The following is a 19,684-nucleotide window of genomic DNA, read 5'->3' on the forward strand; positions in this document are numbered from 1 at the left end:
TGAAAGCCAGACCAGCAATACCCAGAACGCTCTTACGCAGAATCGTGTTCATCACAAGTGCTCCATTCGGGGGTCGACGCACCCGCGGGGGACGGGATACGTGGGCACCGTCAGGCGCTCAAAAAGTCTTCGGGGGATCCGGCTGCTCGCGGGGCACAGGGGGTGCCACTGCGCGGCGCCGGAAGCATGTCCAACGACCTCGGCCCCGGCATCATTCCCGGGCCGGCTCACGTCGTCGGAACCGGGTTCAACGACCAGCCCGCCGGGTCTGTTCCCACAGGCCTGCCGGCCTCTCAGGGGCGCGGCCGGTGCTCGGTCGTTCACCCGGTTACAACGCCACCCACCCGCCCACGATTCCGCCACCAGAGTGCCGCCCACCACCCCCGACCCGAACACCCCCACCCACACGCCCCCGGACCCGGCACCACCGAGACACATGTCCGCATTCCAGGAACAGCCGTAGATCTTGGTACGAAAGTGCCCTCGTGGGGGCCGTTTCGTACCAAGATCTACGGATGGCTCGGGTCGCCAGGCGGCGGAGGGCGCCTGGGACGGGCTCGCGTGCACGGGCGGCACCACAGCCACCCGCCCCAGGCAGTCGATCATGAGGTTAGCGGCGACAAACCGGACACCAAATGCCGCCAAGTTCATGATCGACCCGACCCAGGCGGGGCTGGCCCGGGCAGGGCTGGCCGGGCGGGAGCGCGACGCCAGCACTCGCCCGAAGGATCGCCCGCGCGATCTTGCAGTTCGAGCCCTCCAGGCGTCCCGTTCGCGAGGTTTGCCGGGGCCTCAAGTGCAAGATCGCGGGGGGCCCGGGGGGGGTGCGGCGATCTTGGAGTTGTGGTGCCTCGCTAACGGTGCGAAACGGGCATCTTGTGGCGCCACAACTCCAAGATCGGCGTCAGCGGCGGCGCCCCGGCACGTCCCCCGTGACCCCGGGGAGGGCGGGGGGGGTCAGGCGGCGGGCCAGTCCTGGGAGGCCAGACGCGGCGAGACCGCCCCGGGTGGGGCGGCCTCGAGCCAGGACAGGAATCCGGTGACAGTGGATCGCGCCATGGCGATCTCGATCGGCGCGTGGTGGCTGGTACAGCGCAGGATCACCCACTCGGCGGGCATGGACATGCGCTCCTGCCCCTCGGGCAGCCGACGGCGCTCGACCGCCAGCCCCTTGCGGGAGAGCACCCGCTTGGGGCGCAGCGCGAAGCTGAACATGCGGTACCAGCGGAGTTCGTCGCCCACGAAGCGACCGAACCCGGGTGACCAGCCACGACCGTCGAGGATCGTGTTGACCCGGACGCTCAGCCGGATGATGCCACCGCTACGCGTGAACAGGGCCCGCCGGATGAAGAGGATCAGAAGCGCGACGACGACGATCGCGACGCCGATTCCGATCCCTTCGACGATCTCCATCGGCGGGTCGGCTCAGCGGGCCGGGGTGGCGGGGGTTGCGCTCTCGGCGAGGACCGTGACGCCCTCACCGGTCACCGACAGGAAGCCGCCGGCCACGTCGTACGCGACCTGCTGACCACCGGCCTGCTTGATGCGTACCTGGCTGGGTTCGGCGAGCTGGCCGAGCAGCGGTGCGTGCCCTGGCAGCACACCGAGCTCACCCTCGGTCGTCCGGGCGACGACCATCTCGGCCTCGCCGGTCCAGACCTTCTCCTCGACGGCTACGAGCTCGACGTGAAGCTGCTGTGCCACGCTGTCTCCTTGCTGCGGCGGCGGATTGCCGAAAGTCTAGTCGCGACCCCGCAGCCCACCCAACGCGGGTGGTGAGAGCCGGACCACCACGGCCCCGCACCCGCTCAGGCTACTTGGTCTTCTGCTTGAAGTCGGGGTGCTCCAGCAGGAACGCGTCGAGCTGTTCGGTACGCAGAGCGGTGAAGAAGTCCTCCGCCGGTTCGAGCAGTTGCTCGCCCCGGTAGTTGCTGCCGCTGCCGATCGGGCCGCCCGGCAGTTTGATCGTCTCGATCGCCTCGGGCCGGATGTCCTTCAGCGCCAGGCCGAAGTCGACGACGCTGCTGCCCCGGCCGTTGAACACCAGGGACTTCCCGGCCGCGCGCAGCACCCGATCCAGCTTGACCGGGTTGGCCACCACGTCGGCGCTGAACGCCTGGCTCACCATCGCCTTGACGAACTGCTGCTGGTGCCGCTGCCGGCCGTAGTCGGCGTCCGGCACACCGTTCTTCGGGTAGCGCTGCCGGACGTAGTCAAGCGCCTGCCAGCCCTCGAGGTGGGCGTTGCCCTTCTTGTACACGGCCTGCGGGCCCAGGTAGCCACCGCCGCCGGGCTTGAGCTGGCGCGGCGTGCCGTCCGGCTGGAGGTGCTCGGAGCGCACCTCCCGCTCGATGTACATGTCGACGCCGCCCATGGCGTCGACGATCTTCTTGAAGCCGCTGAAGTTGATGATCGCCCCGGCGTCGAAGCGCTTGATGCCGGTGACCCCCTGCACGGTCTTGGCGAGCAGCTCGAAGCCCTGCGCGGTGCTGGGGTTCTGCCCGGGCACGTTGCTGCCGTGCGACATGGCCGCGTTGAGCCGGTCGTTGGCGCCCGAGTAGTCGGCCTTGGGGAACTCCGGGATGTCCACCCGCAGGTCGCGCGGGAGCGAAAAGAGGTAGCCGCGGTCCATGGTGGCGGGCACGTGCAGGACCATGATCGAGTCGGCGAGCGGGCGGGCGGTCGACGTGCGGGGGTCCACACCGACGAGCAGGATGTTGAGCGGGCCCTTGATGTCGCTCTTCTTCTCGTTGGCGCCGGCGGCCTGGTCACCGAAGAGGTCGGCCTTGCCGACAGATCCCTCGTAGCGGGCGACGAGGGCGCGGGAGCCGATCAGCACGGAGCCGCTGAGCACCACCATGACGATGCCCAGGATCGTGCAGACGCGGGCCCACCGGGGCACGCCGCGCCACATGGACCGCTTGCCGCGATCGGCGCCGCCCTTACCACCCACGAGCATCTCCAATCGTCGCGCCCACGGGTAGGAAGACGGGCGCGGGGGTCCGTTTGGTTGCAGAGATCAACGGCCGGATGTGAAGTCGTGTCAGGAACGGTACCGCGCGATCCGGCGAACTGCTTGCTGGAGAACCGGGCATCTGGTAGTGCGGGGGCCCGAAAAGGCGAAGGCCGCCCCGGCTTTCGCCGGGACGGCCCTCGTGGGTTGTGAGCGGGCTCTCAGCCCTCCTCGCCCATCAGCTCCTTGGCCTTGGCCCGAAGGTCGTCCAGGCCGCCGCACATGAAGAACGCCTGCTCCGGGAAGTGGTCGAACTCCCCCTCGCTGATCCGGCGGAAGGCGTCGATGGTCTCGGCGATCGGGACCGTCGAGCCGGGCACGCCGGTGAACTGCTCCGCCGCGTACGTGTTCTGCGAGAGGAACCGCTCGATCCGGCGGGCGCGGCCGACGGTGAGCTTGTCCTCCTCGGAGAGCTCCTCGATACCGAGGATGGCGATGATGTCCTGCAGGTCCTTGTAGCGCTGCAGGATCCGCTTCACCTCGGTGGCGACGGCGAAGTGCTCCTCGCCGACGAACTCCGGGGCGAGGATCCGGGACGAGGACGCCAGCGGGTCCACGGCCGGGTAGATGCCCTTGTCGGAGATCGACCGCTCCAGGTTGGTGGTCGCGTCGAGGTGGGCGAACGTGGTGGCCGGCGCCGGGTCGGTGTAGTCGTCGGCGGGCACGTAGATCGCCTGCATCGAGGTGATGGCCTGGCCCCGGACGGAGGTGATCCGCTCCTGGAGCTCGCCCATCTCGTCGGCCAGGGTCGGCTGGTAACCCACAGCGCTCGGCATACGGCCGAGCAGCGTGGACACCTCGGAGCCGGCCTGGGTGAAGCGGAAGATGTTGTCGATGAAGAGCAGCACCTCCTGCTTCTTCACGTCACGGAAGTACTCCGCCATGGTCAGGGCCGACAGCGCGACCCGCAGGCGGGTGCCCGGCGGCTCGTCCATCTGGCCGTAGACCAGCGCGGTCTTGTCGATGACGCCCGACTCGGTCATCTCGGCGATGAGGTCGTTGCCCTCGCGGGTGCGCTCACCCACGCCGGCGAAGACCGAGGTACCACCGAAGTTCCGGGCCACACGGGTGATCATCTCCTGGATGAGCACCGTCTTGCCCACGCCCGCGCCGCCGAACAGGCCGATCTTGCCGCCCTTGACGTACGGGGCGAGCAGGTCGATGACCTTGATGCCGGTCTCCAGCATCTCGGTCTTCGGCTCCAGGTCCGCGAAGGCCGGGGCCTTGCGGTGGATGCCCCACCGGTCGTCGGCCTGGATGGTCTCGCCCTCGGTGAGGTTGAGGCACTCGCCGATCGCGTTGAACACGTGGCCCTTGACCGCGTCGCCCACCGGCACGCTGATCGGCGCACCGGTGTCGCGCACCTCGGTGCCGCGGACCAGGCCGTCGGTCGGCTGCATCGAGATGGCGCGGACCAGGTTGTCACCCAGGTGCTGGGCGACCTCCAGGGTCAGCGTCTTCTCGCCGCCGGAGAGCGTCACGTTGACGTGCAGGGCGTTGAACAGCTCCGGCATGCCGTCGCGCGGGAACTCGGCGTCGACGACCGGGCCGATGACCCGGACCACGCGACCCGTGGCCGTCTTGGTCTCAACTGCGGATACAGTCATCACACTTCACTTCCCGACGCGGCCAGCGCGTTCGCGCCGCCGACGATCTCACTGATCTCCTGGGTGATGCCGGCCTGACGGGCCGAGTTCATCTCACGCGTGTACTTCTCGATCATCTCTTCGGCGTTGTCGGTGGCGCTCTTCATCGCCCGCCGACGGGCGGCCGACTCACTGGCCGCCGACTCCAGCAACGCCGCGTAGATCCGCGTGTTGATGTACTTCGGCAGCAGGGCGTCGAGCAGCGACTCCGGCTCCGGCTCGAACTCGTACGCCGGCAGCAGGCCCTCGGACCGGGGCCGGTCCTCGACCTGCATCGGACCGACGATCCGGGTCACCGGGTTCTGCGTCATCAGGGACTTGAACTCGGTGTAGACGATGTGCAGTTCGTCCACGCCGAGGATCCCGTCGGCGCCGGCGTCGTTGTCGGTGTCGTCCGCGCCGGCGGTGAACGCCTTGATCAGCGTCTCACCGACCTCGCGGGCGTCCTCGAACGACGGCTGCTCGGAGAAGCCCGTCCAGCTGGCGGCGATCTGCCGGTTGCGGAACCGGTAGAACGCCACGCCCTTGCGGCCGATGACGTAGAGCACGGGCTCCTTGCCGTCGGCACGCAGGCGGGCGATCAGCGACTCGGCGGTCCGGATCGCGTTCGAGCTGTAACCACCGGCCAGGCCCCGGTCGGCGGTGACCAGCAGGACGCCCGCCCGCCGCACCCGCTCGCGCGGGGTGAGCAGCGGGTGGTCGATCCGCGCGTTCGAGGCCAGCGCCGTCAGCACGCCGGTGATCGCCTCGGCGTACGGCAGCGACGCCGCCACCTTGGCCTGGGCCTTGGCGATGCGGCTCGTCGCGACGAGCTCCATCGCCTTGGTGATCTTCTTCATCCCCTTGGCGGAACGGATCCGCTGCCGGAGAACGCGTACCTGGGCGGCCATGGGATCAGCTCTCGGCCGGGCGGTCGGTGGTGCCGTCGCGGAAGCGGGTCACCGTCTCACGGGTCTGGTCGCCCTCCAGCGGCTTCGCCGGCGCGTCGTTGACCCGGACCTCGTCCTCCTTGCCCAGGAAGACCTGCTTGAACTCGGCGATCGCGGAGTCGAGCGAGGAGATGATGTCGTCGTCCCACTTGTTGTCCGCGATCCCGGCCAGGACGCCCTCGTGCTTGTGCCGGAGGTACTGGAGGAACTCCGACTCGAAGCGGCGGACCTCGCCGACCGGGACGTCGTCCAGCTTGCCCTCGGTGCCGGCCCAGACGGAGACGACCTGCTCCTGCACCGGGTACGGCGAGTAGTTCGGCTGCTTGAGCAGCTCGACCAGGCGGGAACCGCGGTCCAGCTGGGCCCGGGAGGCCCGGTCCAGGTCGGAGGCGAAGGCGGCGAACGCCTCCAGCTCGCGGAACTGGGCCAGGTTCAGCCGCAGCGAGCCGGCGACCTTCTTCATCGGCTTCACCTGCGCGGCGCCACCGACCCGGGAGACCGAGGTGCCGACGTTGATGGCCGGCCGGACGCCCTGGTTGAACAGGTCGGTCTCGAGGAAGATCTGGCCGTCGGTGATGGAGATGACGTTGGTCGGGATGAACGCCGAGATGTCGTTCGCCTTGGTCTCGATGATCGGCAGACCGGTCATCGAGCCGCCACCCAGCTCGTCGGAGAGCTTGGCGCAGCGCTCCAGCAGACGCGAGTGCAGGTAGAAGACGTCACCCGGGTAGGCCTCGCGGCCCGGCGGGCGGCGCAGCAGCAGCGACACGGCGCGGTACGCCTCGGCCTGCTTGCTCAGGTCGTCGAAGACGATCAGGACGTGCTTGCCGCCGTACATCCAGTGCTGCCCGATGGACGAGCCGGTGTAGGGGGCGAGGTACTTGAAGCCGGCCGGGTCGGAGGCCGGGGAGGCGACGATGGTGGTGTACTCCATCGCGCCCGCCTCCTCCAGCGTCCCCTTGATGGAGGCGATGGTGGAGGCCTTCTGGCCGATCGCGACGTAGATGCAGCGGACCTGCTTCTTCGGGTCGCCGGAGCGCCAGTTCTCACGCTGGTTCAGGATGGTGTCCAGCGCGACGGTGGTCTTGCCGGTCTTGCGGTCACCGATGATCAGCTGGCGCTGGCCGCGGCCGATCGGGGTCATCGCGTCGACGGCCTTGATACCCGTCTGGAGCGGCTCGTCGACCGACTTGCGGGACATCACGTTCGGAGCCTGGAGCTCCAGCTCGCGGAAGCCCTCGTTGGCGATGTCGCCGAGGCCGTCGATCGGCTCGCCGAGCGCGTTCACCACGCGCCCGAGGAAGGCGTCGCCGACCGGCACGGAGAGCACGCGGCCGGTGCGCTTGACGCGCTGACCCTCTTCGATCCCGCCGAAGTCACCGAGGACGACGACACCGATCTCCCGGACGTCGAGGTTCAGCGCCACGCCGAGCGTGCCGTCCTCGAACTCCAGGAGCTCGTTGGTCATGGTCGAGGGGAGACCCTCGACGTGGGCGATGCCGTCACCGGCGTCGGCGACGGTGCCGACCTCCTCGCGGGAGACGTCGGCCGTGTAGGAGGAGACGTAGCGCTCCAGGGCGCCGCGGATCTCCTCCGTCGAGATGGTCAGCTCGGCCATCCTCTGCTTCCTTAAGTATCAGGGGCCCGGGATACCTAGTACCGACCGGTCCGATGGCGTCGAATCAGGGCTGCTAAGACGCTGGTCAGCGCTTCGCGAGCGCGTTGCGGGTCTCGTTGAGGCGGCGCAGGACGGTCCCGTCGTACAGGTCGGATCCGACTTGTACGCGCACTCCGCCGAGCACGTCGGGGTCGACCGTCTGCTTGACGGACACCTCCCGACCGTACATCTGGGAGAGGCGGGCGCCGAGGCGTCGCTCCTCCTCGTCGTTCAGCGGAGCCGCCACGGTCACGTAAGCGACCTGACGGTCCCGCCGGTCGGCGGCCAGCTCGACCAGCCGGGTGAGCGCACCGGTGAAGGAGCGTCCCCCGAAGCCGGCGAGCGCGGCCTCGACGAGGCGGACGGTGACCGGCCGGGCCTTGCCGGCGAGCAGCTGCCGGGCCAGTTCGGCCCGCCGCTGCACCGAGGCCATCGGGTCGGAGAGCGCGTTGGACAGCTCGCCGGAGCCGGAGACGACCTGCCCGAAGCGGAACAGCTCGTCCTCGACCTCGCCCAGCTCGCCGGTCGAGTCGGCGCTCGCCAGGAGCGCCTCCACGCCGAGCTGCTCGACGCCGTCGAGCAGCTCCGACGAGGCCGACCAGCGACCGGAGACCAGCACGGTGAGCAGGTCGACCGCGTCCGCGCCGACCTTGCCGCTCAGGATCCCGGTGAGCAGAGCGGTGCGGTCCTCACCCGAGCGCGCCGGGTCGGACAGCGCCCGGCGCAGCCGCGGCTCGCGCCGCAGCAGGGCGGCGACGGAGAGGATGTCGTCGGCGGTGGAGGCCACCGCCGACGGCTCCGCGCCGCGGGCGTACGCGTCGAGGCGCTCGGCCCCGGCGGAGTACGACTCCCGGCTGGCGGCCTGCATCAGCGGGCCCCCGTGCTCTCGAGACCGCTCAGGAACCGGTCGACGGTGCCCTTGCGACGCGCCTCGTCGGCGAGCGACTCACCGACGATCTTGCTGGCCAGGTCCACCGCGATGGTGCCGACCTCGGTGCGCAGCTCGCGCACGATGGTGGCCCGCTCCGCGGCGAGCTGCTCCTTGCCGGCGGCGATGATCCGGTCGGACTCCTCGCGCGCCTTGGCGAGGATGTCCTGGCGGATGCCCTCGGCGTCGGCACGGGCGTCGTCACGGATCTTGGCGGCGTCGGTACGCGCCTCCGCGAGCTGGGCCCGGTACTGCTCGAGCAGCTGGTTCGCCTCGGCCTGCGCGGCCTCGGCTCGCTTGATGCCGCCCTCGATCGCGTCCACCCGGGCCTGGAACGTCTGCTCCATGCGCGGGAAGACGAACTTCATCAGCACGAAGCAGAGGACACCGAAGGCGACCAGCCCGACCACGATCTCCTGCCAGACAGGGATGATCGGGTTGTGGGTCGTCTCACCACCCTCAGCGGCGAGGAAGTACATGGGAAAACCTCCCGGTCAAAGGGGCTGGTTCAGCCGGCCCAGATGAAGCCGAAGGCGATGCCCAGCAGCGCCAGCGCCTCGATGACGGCGAAGCCGATCCAGACGTACGGAAGGGTCATCCGGGACGACTCCGGCTGGCGGGCGGTCGACTGGATGTAGGCCGAGAAGACCAGGCCCACGCCGATGCCCGGGCCGATGGCCGCGAGACCGTAGCCGATGGCGGCGGTGCTGCCCTCTACCGCGGCGTAGATGTCCATTGGTTGGTTCCTCCTGGTTATCACGCGTGACGGTCACGCGGGACGACAACGGTTGGTGCGAAAGATCGGATCAGTGCTCGTCGGCGAGGGCGCCCTGCACGTAGCTGGCGGTCAGCACCGTGAAGACGTACGCCTGCAGACAGATCACCAGGAACTCGAGGAAGGTCAGCGCGATCGTCATCACCCAGGACAGCACCGACACCGGTGCCAGCCAGACGTTGGCGCTGAGCATGGCGAACCCGCCGAGCGTGAAGACCAGCAGGAGCATGTGGCCGGCGAACATGTTCGCGAAGAGACGGACGGCCAGCGAGAACGGCCGGACCAGGAACGTCGAGAAGAACTCGATCGGGACCAGCAGCGGCAGGATGTACCAGGGCGCCGGCGGGACCAGAGAGGCCTTGACGTACTTCACGAAGCCGTGGTGCCGGATGCCGACCCAGATGAACATCACGTAGCTGATCACGGCGAGGATGGCCGGGAACGCGATGTGCGAGTTCGGCGAGATCTGGAAGAACGGCACGATCGCGAAGAAGTTCGTCAGCAGGATGAAGCAGAAGAGCGTGGTGAAGTACGGCGCGAACCGCACTCCCGCGTGCCCGATCATGTCCACTGCGATGTTGTTGCGCACGAAGCCGTAGATCGACTCGGCGAACCACTGCTTCTTGGTGGGGACGAGCTGCGGCTTCCGGTACGTCGCCAGGAAGAAGATGATCAAGATACCGACGGCGATCCACACCATCGCCGTGATCTTGGTGAACCAGTACGAGTTCTCCGCACCCCAGGGCAGGATGCTGGGCAGGTAGAAGTCCCCCACACTGGGTGGGAATTCCGCCTGGCCCTGAGCCAGGACGTTCGCCTGTCCGAACACCGCGTCCCTTCCTAAGTAGGCGTGCCCAGTCGGCGGACGACCAGGATGATCCCCCCGGCCATGCCGAGCACGACCCCGATACCGGTGGCGACGCCGCCGGTGTCGAGCCAACGGTCGACCAGCCAGCCGATGAAACCCCAGACGAGCATGCCCCCGATGAGGTATGAGAGCGCGGTCCAACCCTGACCGGCACCGGACGGAACGTCGCCCGGGCCGCCAGTGCTGGGGGGTTTCTGGTCACCGGCCATGACGGGGCGAACGATATCAGTCGAGCAGAAGAGGCTGTGCCTCACCCCCCGCACAACCTGGTTGTGTGGGACACGGGCGGGCGAAGTCGTCTGGAGGCACGGTACTCCTCCCCCGCCACTGAGAGAATGACCGATCGCGGACAGAACCGCGCGTCGCCCGAAGGGTGGGACGCCTCAGCGCGGCATCCGTCGGGCATGGACGGTCGTGAGCCACCAGACGTGCACACCGGTCCACACCACGACACCCGCGGCGATGCCGAGCGCGAACGGGATCAGTCCCGGCCAGCCGGTCGACGCCACCAGCACCATCACGCCGCCGAGCGCGGTGATCTTGGCGACGTACAGGCCCAGGCCGAACGGCAGCACGAGCTGCGGGTCCTTGGAGTCCGCCCAGGCCAGGACCACTGTGGTGAGCGTGTAGCTGGCAGCCGTGACGGCCACCCCGGCCGCCGCGCCGAGCGCGCCGTCCGCGCCACGCCACACCCCGCCGGCCACCGCCGCGGCAGCAGCGAGCACCGCGACCGCCGCCAGCAGCACCGGCAGGTGGCGCAGTCGCCAGCCGCGGTCCGCGGCCGCCTCCGCCGCGTGCGTCCCGGGCTCAGCCACGGGGGTACGCCGGGAACTCGGTGACCAGCTCGGTCACGTCGGCGGCGATCCGGGTCAGCTCGTCGCCGCCACCGGGGGACTCCGGATCGGTCCGCACCGCCCGCCCGATCAGCGTGGCGATCCGGCGCATCTCCCCCTCGCGCATGCCCTGGGTGGTGACGCTCGGCGAGCCCACCCGGATGCCGGAGGCGACCGAGGGCGGCTGCGGGTCGTACGGGATCGCGTTCTTGTTGAGCGTGATGCCGGCGGCGTCGCAGCGGGCCTCGGCCTGGGCGCCGGTCACGCCGGTCTCGCGCAGGTCGAGCAGGGCCAGGTGGGTGTCGGTGCCGCCGGAGACCGGCGGCAGCCCCTCCGCGGCCAGCCCGTCGGCGAGCGCGCGGGCGTTGGTGACCACCTGGGCGGCGTACGTGCGGAACTCGGGCTGCGCGGCCTCGCGCAGCGCGACCGCCTTGGCGGCGACGGCGTGCATCAGCGGGCCGCCCTGGGTGAAGGGGAAGACCGCCTTGTCGACCCGGGCCGCGAGCGGCTCGCGGGAGAGGATCATGCCGCCGCGCGGGCCGCGCAGCACCTTGTGGGTGGTCGCGGTGACCACGTCGGCGTACGGCACCGGGGACGGGATCGCGCCGCCGGCCACCAGGCCGATGAAGTGGGCGGCGTCCACCATCAGGTACGCGTCGACCTCGTCGGCGATCTCCCGGAAGCGGGCGAAGTCGATCAGGCGCGGGTACGCGGTCGCGCCGCAGATGATCATCTTCGGCCGGTGCGCGCGGGCCAGGTCGCGTACCTCGTCGTAGTCGATCCTCCCGGTGTCCCGCCGGACGGTGTAGCCGACCGGGTGGAACCACTTGCCGGAGAAGTTCACCCGGCTGCCGTGGGTCAGGTGCCCGCCGTGCGGCAGGTCCATCGCCAGCACCGTGTCGCCCGGCTGCACCAGGGCGGCGTACGCGGCCAGGTTGGCGCTCGCCCCGGAGTGCGGCTGCACGTTCGCGTGCTCGGCGCCGAACAGCTCCTTCGCCCGGGAGACGGCCAGTTCCTCGGCCCGGTCCACCTCGGCGCAGCCACCGTAGTAGCGCCGCCCCGGGTAGCCCTCGGCGTACTTGTTGGTGAGCGTGGAGCCCAGCGCGGCCAGCACCGCGGGCGAGGTCAGGTTCTCGCTGGCGATCAGCTGCAGGCCGCCGCGCAGCCGGTCCAGCTCACCCAGCACCACCTCGGCGATCTCCGGGTCGACGGTGCTGAGCTGCTGGAAGTCCGGTCCCCAGAAGGTGTCCCTCGCGTTCTCCACAGCGAAGGAGTCTACGGAGCCGCACACTGGAGGCCGTGAGATGCCTCGTCACCGGTGCTACCGGCTACATCGGCGGACGCCTCGCGCCCCGGCTGCTGGCCGAGGGGCACACCGTACGCTGCCTGGCCCGGACCGCCGGGCGGCTGCGGGACGTGCCGTGGGCGGCCGAGGCGGAGATCGTCGAGGGTGACCTGCGCCGGCCGGAGACGCTGCCGGCCGCGTTCGAGGGCGTGGAGGTGGCGTACTACCTGGTCCACTCGCTGGGCCAGCGCGGGTTCGAGGCGGCCGACCGGGAGGCGGCGACGAACTTCGCCGAGGCGGCGCGCGCCGCGGGCGTACGCCGGATCGTGTATCTCGGCGGGCCGGAGCCGGCGGAGCGCGAAGGGCTGCCCTCGGCGCACCTGCGGTCCCGGGCGGAGGTCGCGCGGATCCTGCTGGACAGCGGCGTGCCCACGGCGGTGCTGCGCGCCGCCGTGATCATCGGGTCCGGCTCGGCGTCGTTCGAGATGCTGCGCTACCTGACCGAGCGGCTCCCGGCGATGGTCACCCCGCGCTGGGTGCGCAACCGGATCCAGCCCATCGCGGTCCGGGACGTGCTGCGCTACCTGGCCGGCTGCGCGCACCTGCCGGCCGACGTGAACCGGGCCTTCGACATCGGCGGCCCGGACGTGCTGACGTTCGCCGAGATGATGCAGCGGTACGCCCGGGTCGCCGGGCTGCGGCGCCGGGTCATCCTGCCGGTACGCCCGCTCACCCCGTCGCTCTCCTCGCACTGGGTCGGCCTGATCACGCCGGTGCCGAACGCGATCGCCCGGCCGCTCGTGGAGAGCCTGGTGCACGAGGCGGTGGCGCACGAGCACGACATCGCCCGGTACGTGCCGGACCCGCCGGACGGGCTGATCGGCTTCGACCAGGCGGTCGCGCTGGCGCTGACGAAGGTGCGGGACGCGCAGGTGGAGACGCGCTGGTCGAACGCGAGCGGGCCGGACGCGCCCGCCGAGCCGTTGCCGTCGGACCCGCACTGGTCCGGCGGCACCGCGTACACCGATCTGCGGGAGCGGACGGTGGACGCGCCGCCGTCGGCGCTGTGGCGGGTCATCGAGGGCGTCGGCGGCGAGCACGGCTGGTACTCGTTCCCGCTGGCCTGGTCGGTGCGCGGCTGGATGGACCGGCTGGTCGGCGGCGTCGGGCTGCGCCGCGGCCGGCGCGACCCGCACCGGCTGCAGGTCGGCGAGGCGCTGGACTTCTGGCGGGTCGAGGAGATCGTCCCGGGTGAGCTGCTGCGGCTGCGCGCCGAGATGCGGCTGCCCGGGCGGGCCTGGCTGGAGATGCGCGCCGAGCCGGACGGGGACGGCCGCAGCAGGTACGTCCAGCGTGCCGTGTTCCTCCCGCGCGGCCTGCCCGGCCACCTCTACTGGGCCTCGGTGGCCCCGTTCCACGCCGTCGTCTTCGGCGGCATGGCCCGCAACATCGCCCGGGGCGCCGAACACCCGGGCTGACCGCCCTCCCCCGCCCTCCCCCGCCGTCCCCGCTCCCGCGATCTTGCACTTGCGACCCTGGGTGCGCCCGTTATGCACCTCTTGCCGGGGCGGTAAGTGCAAGATCGCGCGGGACGGGGACGGGGACGGGGTGGGGTGGGGTGGGGTGGGGTGGTCAGTTGCCGGTTCGGGGGCTGGTGTGCTCGAAGGCCACCGCCTGGCCGGGCGGGACGAAGTCGCGTACCGGCTCGTCGCGCAGCGACCACGCGAGAATGCGGCCCACGGCGGCGATCTGCCGCTTCTGCACGCCGCCGCCGACCGCGTCCCGGGGGTCGTCCGGGTTCGCGGCGATCGTCGCCACCGACAACTGCGGGGTGAACGCGACGACCGTCTCGGTGGCGTTCCGCTCCGAGCTGCCGGTCTTGCCCGCCACCGGCCGGCGCAGGCCAGGGGCCAGTTCCTCGGCGGTGCCGCCGTCACAGCGCCGGTACATCGACTGGTCGCCGACCGGGCAGCGGCTGGCATCCGCCGCCGCGCGGGCGACCTCGGTGTCGAGCACCTGCCGGCAGTCGGTGTTCCCGGCCGGCACCGTCCGGCCGCCGGGGTCGGTGATCGAGGTGACCGGCGTGGGCCGGCACCAGGTGCCCTCGGCGGCCACCGCGGCGTACGCGCCGGCCAGGTCCAGCGGCGTGGTGGCGGAGACGCCGAGCGTGAACGGTCCCCAGCTCTTGGCACCCTCCCGGGCCATCTTGGCGTCGGCCGGGGCGCGGAACACGATGCCCAGCCGCTGGGCCATCTCGACCACCCGGTCCGCGCCGACCCGCTCGGTCAGCCACGCGAAGTACGTGTTCACCGACCGGCCGAACGCGTCCCACATGTCCCGGTCGCCGTCCATCCAGTACGTGTTGGCGTTCGCCGGGCACCACCGGCCGCCGCAGCTCGCCGGGCCGGCGCCGACCGGGTACTGCGTCACGTAGACGCGCGGCGCGTCGAACTCGGTGTCCAGCGGCAGACCCGACTCCAGCGCGGCCAGCAGCGCGAACAGCTTGAACGTCGAGCCCGCCTGGTAGCCGGTGATGCCGCCACCGCCGGCCACCAGCTGGTTGACCGTGTTCGGGTAGTTCTGCTGCCCGTCCGGGTTCGCGGCCGTGCCGTAGGTGCGGTTCACCGCCATCGCCAGCACCCGGCCGGTGCCCGGCTGCACCACGGCGGTCGGCGCCGCCCGCGCGATCGTCTCCGGGTAGATAGCCCGCACCTGCTCGCTGGCCTTGGCCTGCACGTCCGGGTCGAGCGAGGACACGATCTTCCAGCCGCCCCGGCGCAGCGTCCGCTGCCGCTCGTCCACGTTCTCGCCGAACGCCGGCTGGGCGTTCCACCACTGGGTGAACCAGTCGCAGAAGAAGCCCCAGTCGTTGTGGTCGGCGGGCACCGCCGCGCAGTCGTTCGGCGTGGTGTTGGGTTTGAGGGCCAGCTCGGTGGCCTTCGCCGCCTCGGCGTCCGGCGCGCTCACCCGGCCGGTCTCCACCATCCGGTCCAGCACGTACGCCCGGCGTTGCAGCGCCGAGTCGGCCTCCCCGTTGATCGGGTCGTCGGCCGGGGACCGGACCAGCCCGGCGAGCAGCGCGGCCTGGGCCAGCGTGAGCCGCTCCGGGGTGGTGGAGAAGTAGCGCTTACTTGCGGCGGCGATGCCGTACGCACCGGCGCCGAAGTACGCGATGTTCAGGTAGCGCCCCAGGATCTCGTCCTTGCCGACCTGCCGTTCCAGCGTCAGCGCGTACCGCATCTCGCGGATCTTGCGCCCGACGGTGATCTCGGTGGCGGCGGCGCGCTGCTCCTCGGTCAGCCGGGTGTCACCGGCGAGCGCGTTGCGCACGTACTGCATGGTCAGCGTGGAGGCACCCTGGCGGGTGCCCTCGCGGCGGTTGGCCGTGAACGCCCGCGCCACGCCGCGCACGTCGACGCCGTGGTGCTCGTAGAAGCGCACGTCCTCGGCGGCCACGATGGCGTCGCGCATCACCGGCGCCACCTCGCCGACCGGCACGTCCACCCGGTCCTCGACGTAGAACGAGGTGATGAGCGTCCGCCCGTCGTTCGCGTACAGGTTGGACCGCTGTGCCGGCTGTGGCGTCTTGAGCGCCTCCGGCAACGCGGTGTACGGCATCAGGTTCTTCACGCCCAGCCCGAAGACCAGCGCGGCCGGCAGCGCGGCTGCGGCCAGGGCCAGTCCGGCGAGCACGCCGGCGAGCACAACGGTGAACAGCTTGTCGAGATAGGCCCGGTTCATCAGCTCTCCCCGCAGGAGCCGGCCGTACGGACCCGTTCAGAATGACCGGAATGGCCGCTTTCGCCGCCATCTTCCGCGAAATGCGCAGGAAGTTCGCGAGGAAGGATGAACCGCGATCAGGGGAGCAGGACGGCAGCCAGCGGCTGCACGGTCTCCTCGATCTCGTCCGCGACCCGGCTGAAGCACTGGTCGCCCCGGCCCCACGGGTCGTCCAGGTCGTCTGTGGGCAGCGCGGAGGCGTTCTGCCGCGCCGCGTCGACGGCCGCGACGAGCGCGGTGCCGCGCGCGTACACGGCGTCCGGCGTCGGCTCGGCCGGCGGCAGGGCGGACCGGTCCAGCGCGCCGAGCAGGCGGCCGAACTCACCGAGGACGAACGTGCGCGCGGCGGCGTCCGGCCGCAGCGCCACCACGTACTCCTGCTGGTCGGCGGTGGCGGTGAGCACCAGGTCGGCGGCGTCGATCAGGTCGGAGCGCAGCCGCCGGGCGGCGAACCCCTCGGTGTCACCGCCGCGCGAGATCACCTGCCGCGCGGCGGGCGGGTTCATCTCCTCCCCCGCGTGCCAGCCGCCGGTGCCGGCGCTGTGGCTGTGCACGAGCGCATCCGACCCGGCCGGGTCGACGTCGAGGCGGGCCAGCCGCTCCCGGACCGCGAGCAGCAGCAGCCGCTCGGCCATCGGCGACCGGCAGATGTTGCCCATGCAGACGTGCAGGACGGTGAAGGGCGGCACTCAGACCCCCCGCTCGTCGAGGATGTCGGGCACGACCTCGCGCAGCTTCGCCAGCGTCACCGCGCCCTCGCGCAGCACCCGCGGCACGTCGCCGGTCAGGTCGACGATGGTGCTCGGCACCGGGTCCACCGCCGGCCCGGCCTCCAGGTACGCCCGGACGCCGTAGCCGAGCTGGTCACGCGCCTCCTCGGCGGTGAGCGCGGCGGGCTGGCCGATCTTGTTGGCCGAGGCGACCGCCATCGGCCCGGTCTCCCGCAGCACCTCCAGCGCCACCGGGTGCAGCGGCATCCGCACCGCCACCGTGCCGCTGGAGTCGCCCAGGTCCCAGGCCAGGCTCGGCGAGTGCTCCACCACGATGGTCAGCGCACCGGGCCAGAACGCCTCGACCAGGTCGCGGGCCGCGCCGGGCAGCGAGAAGACCAGGCCGTCGAGCGTGTGCCGGGAACCGATGAGCACCGGGGGCGCCTGCCGGGCGGCACCCTTCGTGTCCGCCAGGGCCTTCACCGCGTACGGGGTGAAGGCGTCCGCCCCGATGCCGTAGACCGTGTCGGTCGGCAGGACGACGAGTTCCCCGTTCTTGACCGCCTCGATGGCAGCGGCGATGCCGCGGTCCCGGTCGGCGGGCGACCGACAGTCGTAGAGCATCACGAGGAGTCAGTCTGCCACGCCCGGGCGGGCTCGGCGTGGGTGCCGTCCGCCCGCCGGGACGCGCTCGCCCAGCGCGGCCGCCCGGCGAGGTCCCGGTGCTCCTCGACCCGGTCGTAGCGGCCGTCGCCGCGCAGCAGCGCGGGCACCGCCGCCGCGTGCGTGTCGTCGTGCTCGATGCCGATCGCGCCGCCCGGGCGCAGCAACGCGGCGGCCCGGCCGACCACCGGCCGGATCACGTCCAGCCCGTCCGCGCCGCCGAACACCGCCTCGTCCGGGTCGTGCCCGGCCACCTCCGGCGGCACCGCCACCGACCTCGGCACGTACGGCGGGTTGCACAGCAGCACGTCGACCCGCCCGGCCAGGCCGGCCAGCAGGTCCGGATCGGTCACGTCGGCGGCCACCACCTCGACCGGCCGGTCCCCGGCGGCGGCCCGGTCCGCCGCGTTGCGCCGCAGCCACGCCAGCGCGGCCGGGGACCGCTCCACCGCCACCACCCGCGCCGCGGGCACCTCATGCGCGACCGCGAGGGCGATCGCGCCGGAACCACTGCACAGGTCCACCACGAGCGGCGCGGCGTGCTCCCGGGCCCGCTCGATCCCCCAGCCGGCCAGCAGTTCGGTCTCCGGCCGAGGCACGAATACGCCCGGCCCGACCGCCAGTTCCAGATGGCGGAAACCGGCCGAGCCGAGCAGGTGCTGCAACGGCTCGCGGGTCACCCGCCGCCCGACCAGCTCGTCGAGGCGGTCGCGCTGCGCCGGGGTGAAACCGTCGGCGAGCGCCAGCCGGCCGCGCGGCACGTCAAGGACGTACGCGGCGAGTTGCTCGGCCTCGGCGCGGGGCGCCTCGACGCCCGCCGCGGCGAGCGCGCGCGCCACCCGGTTGATCACCAGCGAGGGGCGTTCGCGTTCTGTCCCTTCGGACGGGTGTTGCGGGAGTGCGGTCACGCAATAATCATGAGGCGTCGCGGCTCACCTCACGAGCGGGTGCGTCCGGGCGCACACCGCAGGGAGGTCGCGAGTGGGCTGGCTCGACCAGGTCGAGGACCAGGTTGACGCTCTCCGACGCGCTCGGTCACTCCAGGAGGCCAGCCGGTCCGCGGAGGCGTGCGCCCTGCTCGACCGCGTCATCCGCACCACGGACGACCCGTACGCCCGCGCCGACGCGCTCGTGCAACGGCTGTCCGCGCTGATCAATCTCGGCCGGACCGCCGAGTTCACCCGGGCCGTCGAGGACGCCTCCGCCGCCGTACGGGACCTGGCCGAGCCCTACCTGCACGGGCACCTCAACGCGCTGGCCGCGCTCGCCGCCCACCACCAGGGCGCGCTGGACAGGTGCGTGATGCACCTGGTCCGGGCCGCCCGCGCGCTCGGCGCCGACGACACCCCCGACCGGGACACCGCCTGGGGCTGGCACGACCTCGCGATGGCGTACTCGTACCTGAGCTTCCACGGTCACGCGCTCGGCGCGATCGAGCGGGCCCGGGAGGTCGGGCTCAGCGTCGGCATCCCCGAGGAGACGTTCGCCGCGCCCGGCATCCGGCTGCGCAACGCGGTAGCGCTCGACCACAACGGCGACAGCGACGGCTGCCTGCGCGTACTGCGCGACGTCGCCGGTGACCTGGCCCGGTTCCTGCGCGGCGGACGGGCCGGCAACCTGCGCCCGAGCAGCCTCGCCGCGTACGGCTACGCCGCCGCCCGCCGGGCCGCGCTCGGCGACCGGGTGGAGTCCGCCGGGGACGCCGACCCGAACCGGCTGCTCGGCCACGGCGGGGACAGCGCACGCGCCCGCGACCTGCGCCAGCTAGGCCAGGTCTGCCTGGCGGTGGCGGCCGGACGACCGATCGAGGCGGTCACCCGGCTGGACGCGCTGCGGGTCTCCGACGAGACGCTCGGCGCGGCCGAGCCGCCCCGGCTGCGCAGCATCGCGCTGGCCCGGGCCGGCGACCACGCGGGCGCGCACCGGGCCGACCGGCACGCGTTCCGGCTGGCGGCGCGGCGCAGCGACCGGCTGCGGGACGTCTACATCGACGGCATCGCCGCCCGGATCGACCACGAGGAGATGCGCCGCGAGGCGGCCCGGTACGAGGGCGAGGCGCTCACCGACCCGCTCACCGGCCTGCCCAACCGGCGCCGGCTGGAGCGCTACCTGGGCGCCGTGGTGTCCCGGGGCGAGCGGGTGGTGATCGGCGTCTGCGACCTCGACGGGTTCAAGGCGGTGAACACCCGCCACGGCCACCACTCCGGCGACCTGGTGCTGCAACGGGTCGCCGGGGTGATCAACCGGGTGATGCGGCGCGGCGACTTCGTGGCCCGCTACGGCGGCGACGAGTTCGTCGTGGTGCTGCCCGACACCGGCATGCCGGAGGCGGTCGAGGTGGCCCGCCGGATCGAGGCGGCGGTCCGCACCGAGGACTGGGAGTCCCTGGTGCCGGGCACGCCGGTCGGGGTGACGATCGGCTTCGCCGAGGTGGACGGCAGCACCACGGTGAGTGTCCGGGAGGCGCTGGGCACCGCGTTCGAGCTGGCCGACCGGGAGATGCTGCGCGCCAAGGCGCGGTTGCGGGCGAGCTGAGCGGTAAGGAAGGGCCCCCCTGTTAACGCCTCCGGTAGAGGAGGGGCCCCCGCTTAACACCC

The 19,684-nt window shown here is 71.7% G+C and carries 19 protein-coding genes; 2 read left to right on the forward strand and 17 right to left on the reverse strand.

What is annotated here, in order from left to right; translation table 11 throughout:
* Nucleotides 1-957 precede the first annotated feature (957 nt).
* The 13 genes from OC439_RS14385 to glyA form a co-directional block, all read right to left on the reverse strand.
* Nucleotides 958-1,413: a DUF2550 domain-containing protein gene (locus tag OC439_RS14385; RefSeq protein WP_120573385.1), complete on the reverse strand. Its 456-nt coding sequence runs from the start codon at nt 1,411-1,413 to the stop codon at nt 958-960.
* A gap of 12 nt (nt 1,414-1,425) precedes the next feature.
* Complete coding sequence (locus tag OC439_RS14390; RefSeq protein WP_047893558.1) at nt 1,426-1,704, reverse strand: F0F1 ATP synthase subunit epsilon; 279 nt, start codon at nt 1,702-1,704, stop codon at nt 1,426-1,428.
* Between the two features lie 109 nt (nt 1,705-1,813).
* Nucleotides 1,814-2,959, reverse strand: coding sequence for an LCP family protein (locus OC439_RS14395; protein WP_262013856.1), 1,146 nt, complete (start codon nt 2,957-2,959; stop codon nt 1,814-1,816).
* Between the two features lie 215 nt (nt 2,960-3,174).
* Complete coding sequence (gene atpD / locus OC439_RS14400) at nt 3,175-4,620, reverse strand: F0F1 ATP synthase subunit beta (RefSeq protein ID WP_194800592.1); 1,446 nt, start codon at nt 4,618-4,620, stop codon at nt 3,175-3,177.
* The gene (locus OC439_RS14405; RefSeq protein ID WP_194800591.1) at nt 4,620-5,549 is read right to left on the reverse strand and encodes a F0F1 ATP synthase subunit gamma; all 930 of its coding nucleotides are present in this window, start codon (nt 5,547-5,549) and stop codon (nt 4,620-4,622) included. Before OC439_RS14405 ends, atpD begins: the two co-directional genes overlap by 1 nt.
* A 4-nt stretch (nt 5,550-5,553) precedes the next feature.
* Nucleotides 5,554-7,206, reverse strand: a complete 1,653-nt coding sequence (atpA, locus tag OC439_RS14410; protein ID WP_262013857.1) for a F0F1 ATP synthase subunit alpha — start codon at nt 7,204-7,206, stop codon at nt 5,554-5,556.
* An 85-nt stretch (nt 7,207-7,291) separates the two neighbouring features.
* Nucleotides 7,292-8,113, reverse strand: coding sequence for a F0F1 ATP synthase subunit delta (locus OC439_RS14415; protein ID WP_262013858.1), 822 nt, complete (start codon nt 8,111-8,113; stop codon nt 7,292-7,294).
* Complete coding sequence (locus OC439_RS14420; RefSeq protein ID WP_091422605.1) at nt 8,113-8,652, reverse strand: F0F1 ATP synthase subunit B; 540 nt, start codon at nt 8,650-8,652, stop codon at nt 8,113-8,115. Before OC439_RS14420 ends, OC439_RS14415 begins: the two co-directional genes overlap by 1 nt.
* 29 nt (nt 8,653-8,681) lie before the next feature.
* Complete coding sequence (locus tag OC439_RS14425; protein WP_091422600.1) at nt 8,682-8,909, reverse strand: ATP synthase F0 subunit C; 228 nt, start codon at nt 8,907-8,909, stop codon at nt 8,682-8,684.
* Between the two features lie 70 nt (nt 8,910-8,979).
* Entirely contained in the window at nt 8,980-9,777 is a 798-nt protein-coding gene (atpB, locus tag OC439_RS14430; protein WP_091422597.1) for a F0F1 ATP synthase subunit A, read from the reverse strand.
* Between the two features lie 11 nt (nt 9,778-9,788).
* Nucleotides 9,789-10,025: an AtpZ/AtpI family protein gene (locus OC439_RS14435; protein WP_194800586.1), complete on the reverse strand. Its 237-nt coding sequence runs from the start codon at nt 10,023-10,025 to the stop codon at nt 9,789-9,791.
* A 174-nt stretch (nt 10,026-10,199) separates the two neighbouring features.
* Nucleotides 10,200-10,631 carry a hypothetical protein gene (locus tag OC439_RS14440; protein WP_135241804.1) on the reverse strand — a complete coding sequence of 144 codons (432 nt, stop codon included), beginning with the start codon at nt 10,629-10,631 and terminating at the stop codon, nt 10,200-10,202.
* Complete coding sequence (gene glyA / locus OC439_RS14445) at nt 10,624-11,913, reverse strand: serine hydroxymethyltransferase (RefSeq protein ID WP_262013859.1); 1,290 nt, start codon at nt 11,911-11,913, stop codon at nt 10,624-10,626. Before glyA ends, OC439_RS14440 begins: the two co-directional genes overlap by 8 nt.
* Nucleotides 11,914-11,948: 35 nt before the next feature.
* Between glyA and OC439_RS14450 the strand changes: the two genes are divergently transcribed.
* Complete coding sequence (locus tag OC439_RS14450; protein ID WP_262013860.1) at nt 11,949-13,412, forward strand: SDR family oxidoreductase; 1,464 nt, start codon at nt 11,949-11,951, stop codon at nt 13,410-13,412.
* 154 nt (nt 13,413-13,566) lie between these two features.
* On the opposite strand, the gene OC439_RS14455 is transcribed toward OC439_RS14450, so the two are convergent.
* The 4 genes from OC439_RS14455 to prmC form a co-directional block, all read right to left on the reverse strand.
* Nucleotides 13,567-15,675, reverse strand: coding sequence for a transglycosylase domain-containing protein (locus OC439_RS14455; RefSeq protein WP_262013861.1), 2,109 nt, complete (start codon nt 15,673-15,675; stop codon nt 13,567-13,569).
* A gap of 116 nt (nt 15,676-15,791) precedes the next feature.
* Nucleotides 15,792-16,403 carry a phosphotyrosine protein phosphatase gene (locus tag OC439_RS14460; RefSeq protein WP_262013862.1) on the reverse strand — a complete coding sequence of 204 codons (612 nt, stop codon included), beginning with the start codon at nt 16,401-16,403 and terminating at the stop codon, nt 15,792-15,794.
* Nucleotides 16,404-17,048: an L-threonylcarbamoyladenylate synthase gene (locus tag OC439_RS14465; RefSeq protein ID WP_262013863.1), complete on the reverse strand. Its 645-nt coding sequence runs from the start codon at nt 17,046-17,048 to the stop codon at nt 16,404-16,406.
* Nucleotides 17,048-17,938: a peptide chain release factor N(5)-glutamine methyltransferase gene (gene prmC / locus OC439_RS14470; RefSeq protein WP_410054928.1), complete on the reverse strand. Its 891-nt coding sequence runs from the start codon at nt 17,936-17,938 to the stop codon at nt 17,048-17,050. The genes OC439_RS14465 and prmC overlap by 1 nt, the downstream gene beginning before the upstream one ends.
* Nucleotides 17,939-18,068: 130 nt before the next feature.
* Here prmC and OC439_RS14475 point away from each other — a divergent pair, with 130 nt between their 5' ends.
* A complete protein-coding gene (locus OC439_RS14475; RefSeq protein ID WP_262013865.1) occupies nt 18,069-19,622 on the forward strand; it encodes a sensor domain-containing diguanylate cyclase in 1,554 nt (517 codons plus the stop codon).
* The last annotated feature ends 62 nt before the right edge of the window (nt 19,623-19,684 follow it).

The sequence above is a fragment of the Micromonospora sp. Mcm103 genome, from assembly GCF_024519755.1.
GTDB classification, from domain to species: Bacteria; Actinomycetota; Actinomycetes; order Mycobacteriales; family Micromonosporaceae; genus Micromonospora; species Micromonospora aurantiaca.

Coding starts and splice junctions, on each gene's coding strand:
- atpA (WP_262013857.1), bottom strand. CDS start 7,206: ATGGCCGAGCTGACCATCTCGACGGAGGAGATCCGCGGCGCCCTGGAG.
- OC439_RS14455 (WP_262013861.1), bottom strand. CDS start 15,675: ATGAACCGGGCCTATCTCGACAAGCTGTTCACCGTTGTGCTCGCCGGC.
- OC439_RS14420 (WP_091422605.1), bottom strand. CDS start 8,652: ATGTACTTCCTCGCCGCTGAGGGTGGTGAGACGACCCACAACCCGATC.
- OC439_RS14425 (WP_091422600.1), bottom strand. CDS start 8,909: ATGGACATCTACGCCGCGGTAGAGGGCAGCACCGCCGCCATCGGCTAC.
- OC439_RS14385 (WP_120573385.1), bottom strand. CDS start 1,413: ATGGAGATCGTCGAAGGGATCGGAATCGGCGTCGCGATCGTCGTCGTC.
- OC439_RS14435 (WP_194800586.1), bottom strand. CDS start 10,025: ATGGCCGGTGACCAGAAACCCCCCAGCACTGGCGGCCCGGGCGACGTT.
- OC439_RS14405 (WP_194800591.1), bottom strand. CDS start 5,549: ATGGCCGCCCAGGTACGCGTTCTCCGGCAGCGGATCCGTTCCGCCAAG.
- OC439_RS14395 (WP_262013856.1), bottom strand. CDS start 2,959: ATGCTCGTGGGTGGTAAGGGCGGCGCCGATCGCGGCAAGCGGTCCATG.
- atpD (WP_194800592.1), bottom strand. CDS start 4,620: ATGACTGTATCCGCAGTTGAGACCAAGACGGCCACGGGTCGCGTGGTC.
- OC439_RS14415 (WP_262013858.1), bottom strand. CDS start 8,113: ATGCAGGCCGCCAGCCGGGAGTCGTACTCCGCCGGGGCCGAGCGCCTC.
- OC439_RS14465 (WP_262013863.1), bottom strand. CDS start 17,048: ATGCTCTACGACTGTCGGTCGCCCGCCGACCGGGACCGCGGCATCGCC.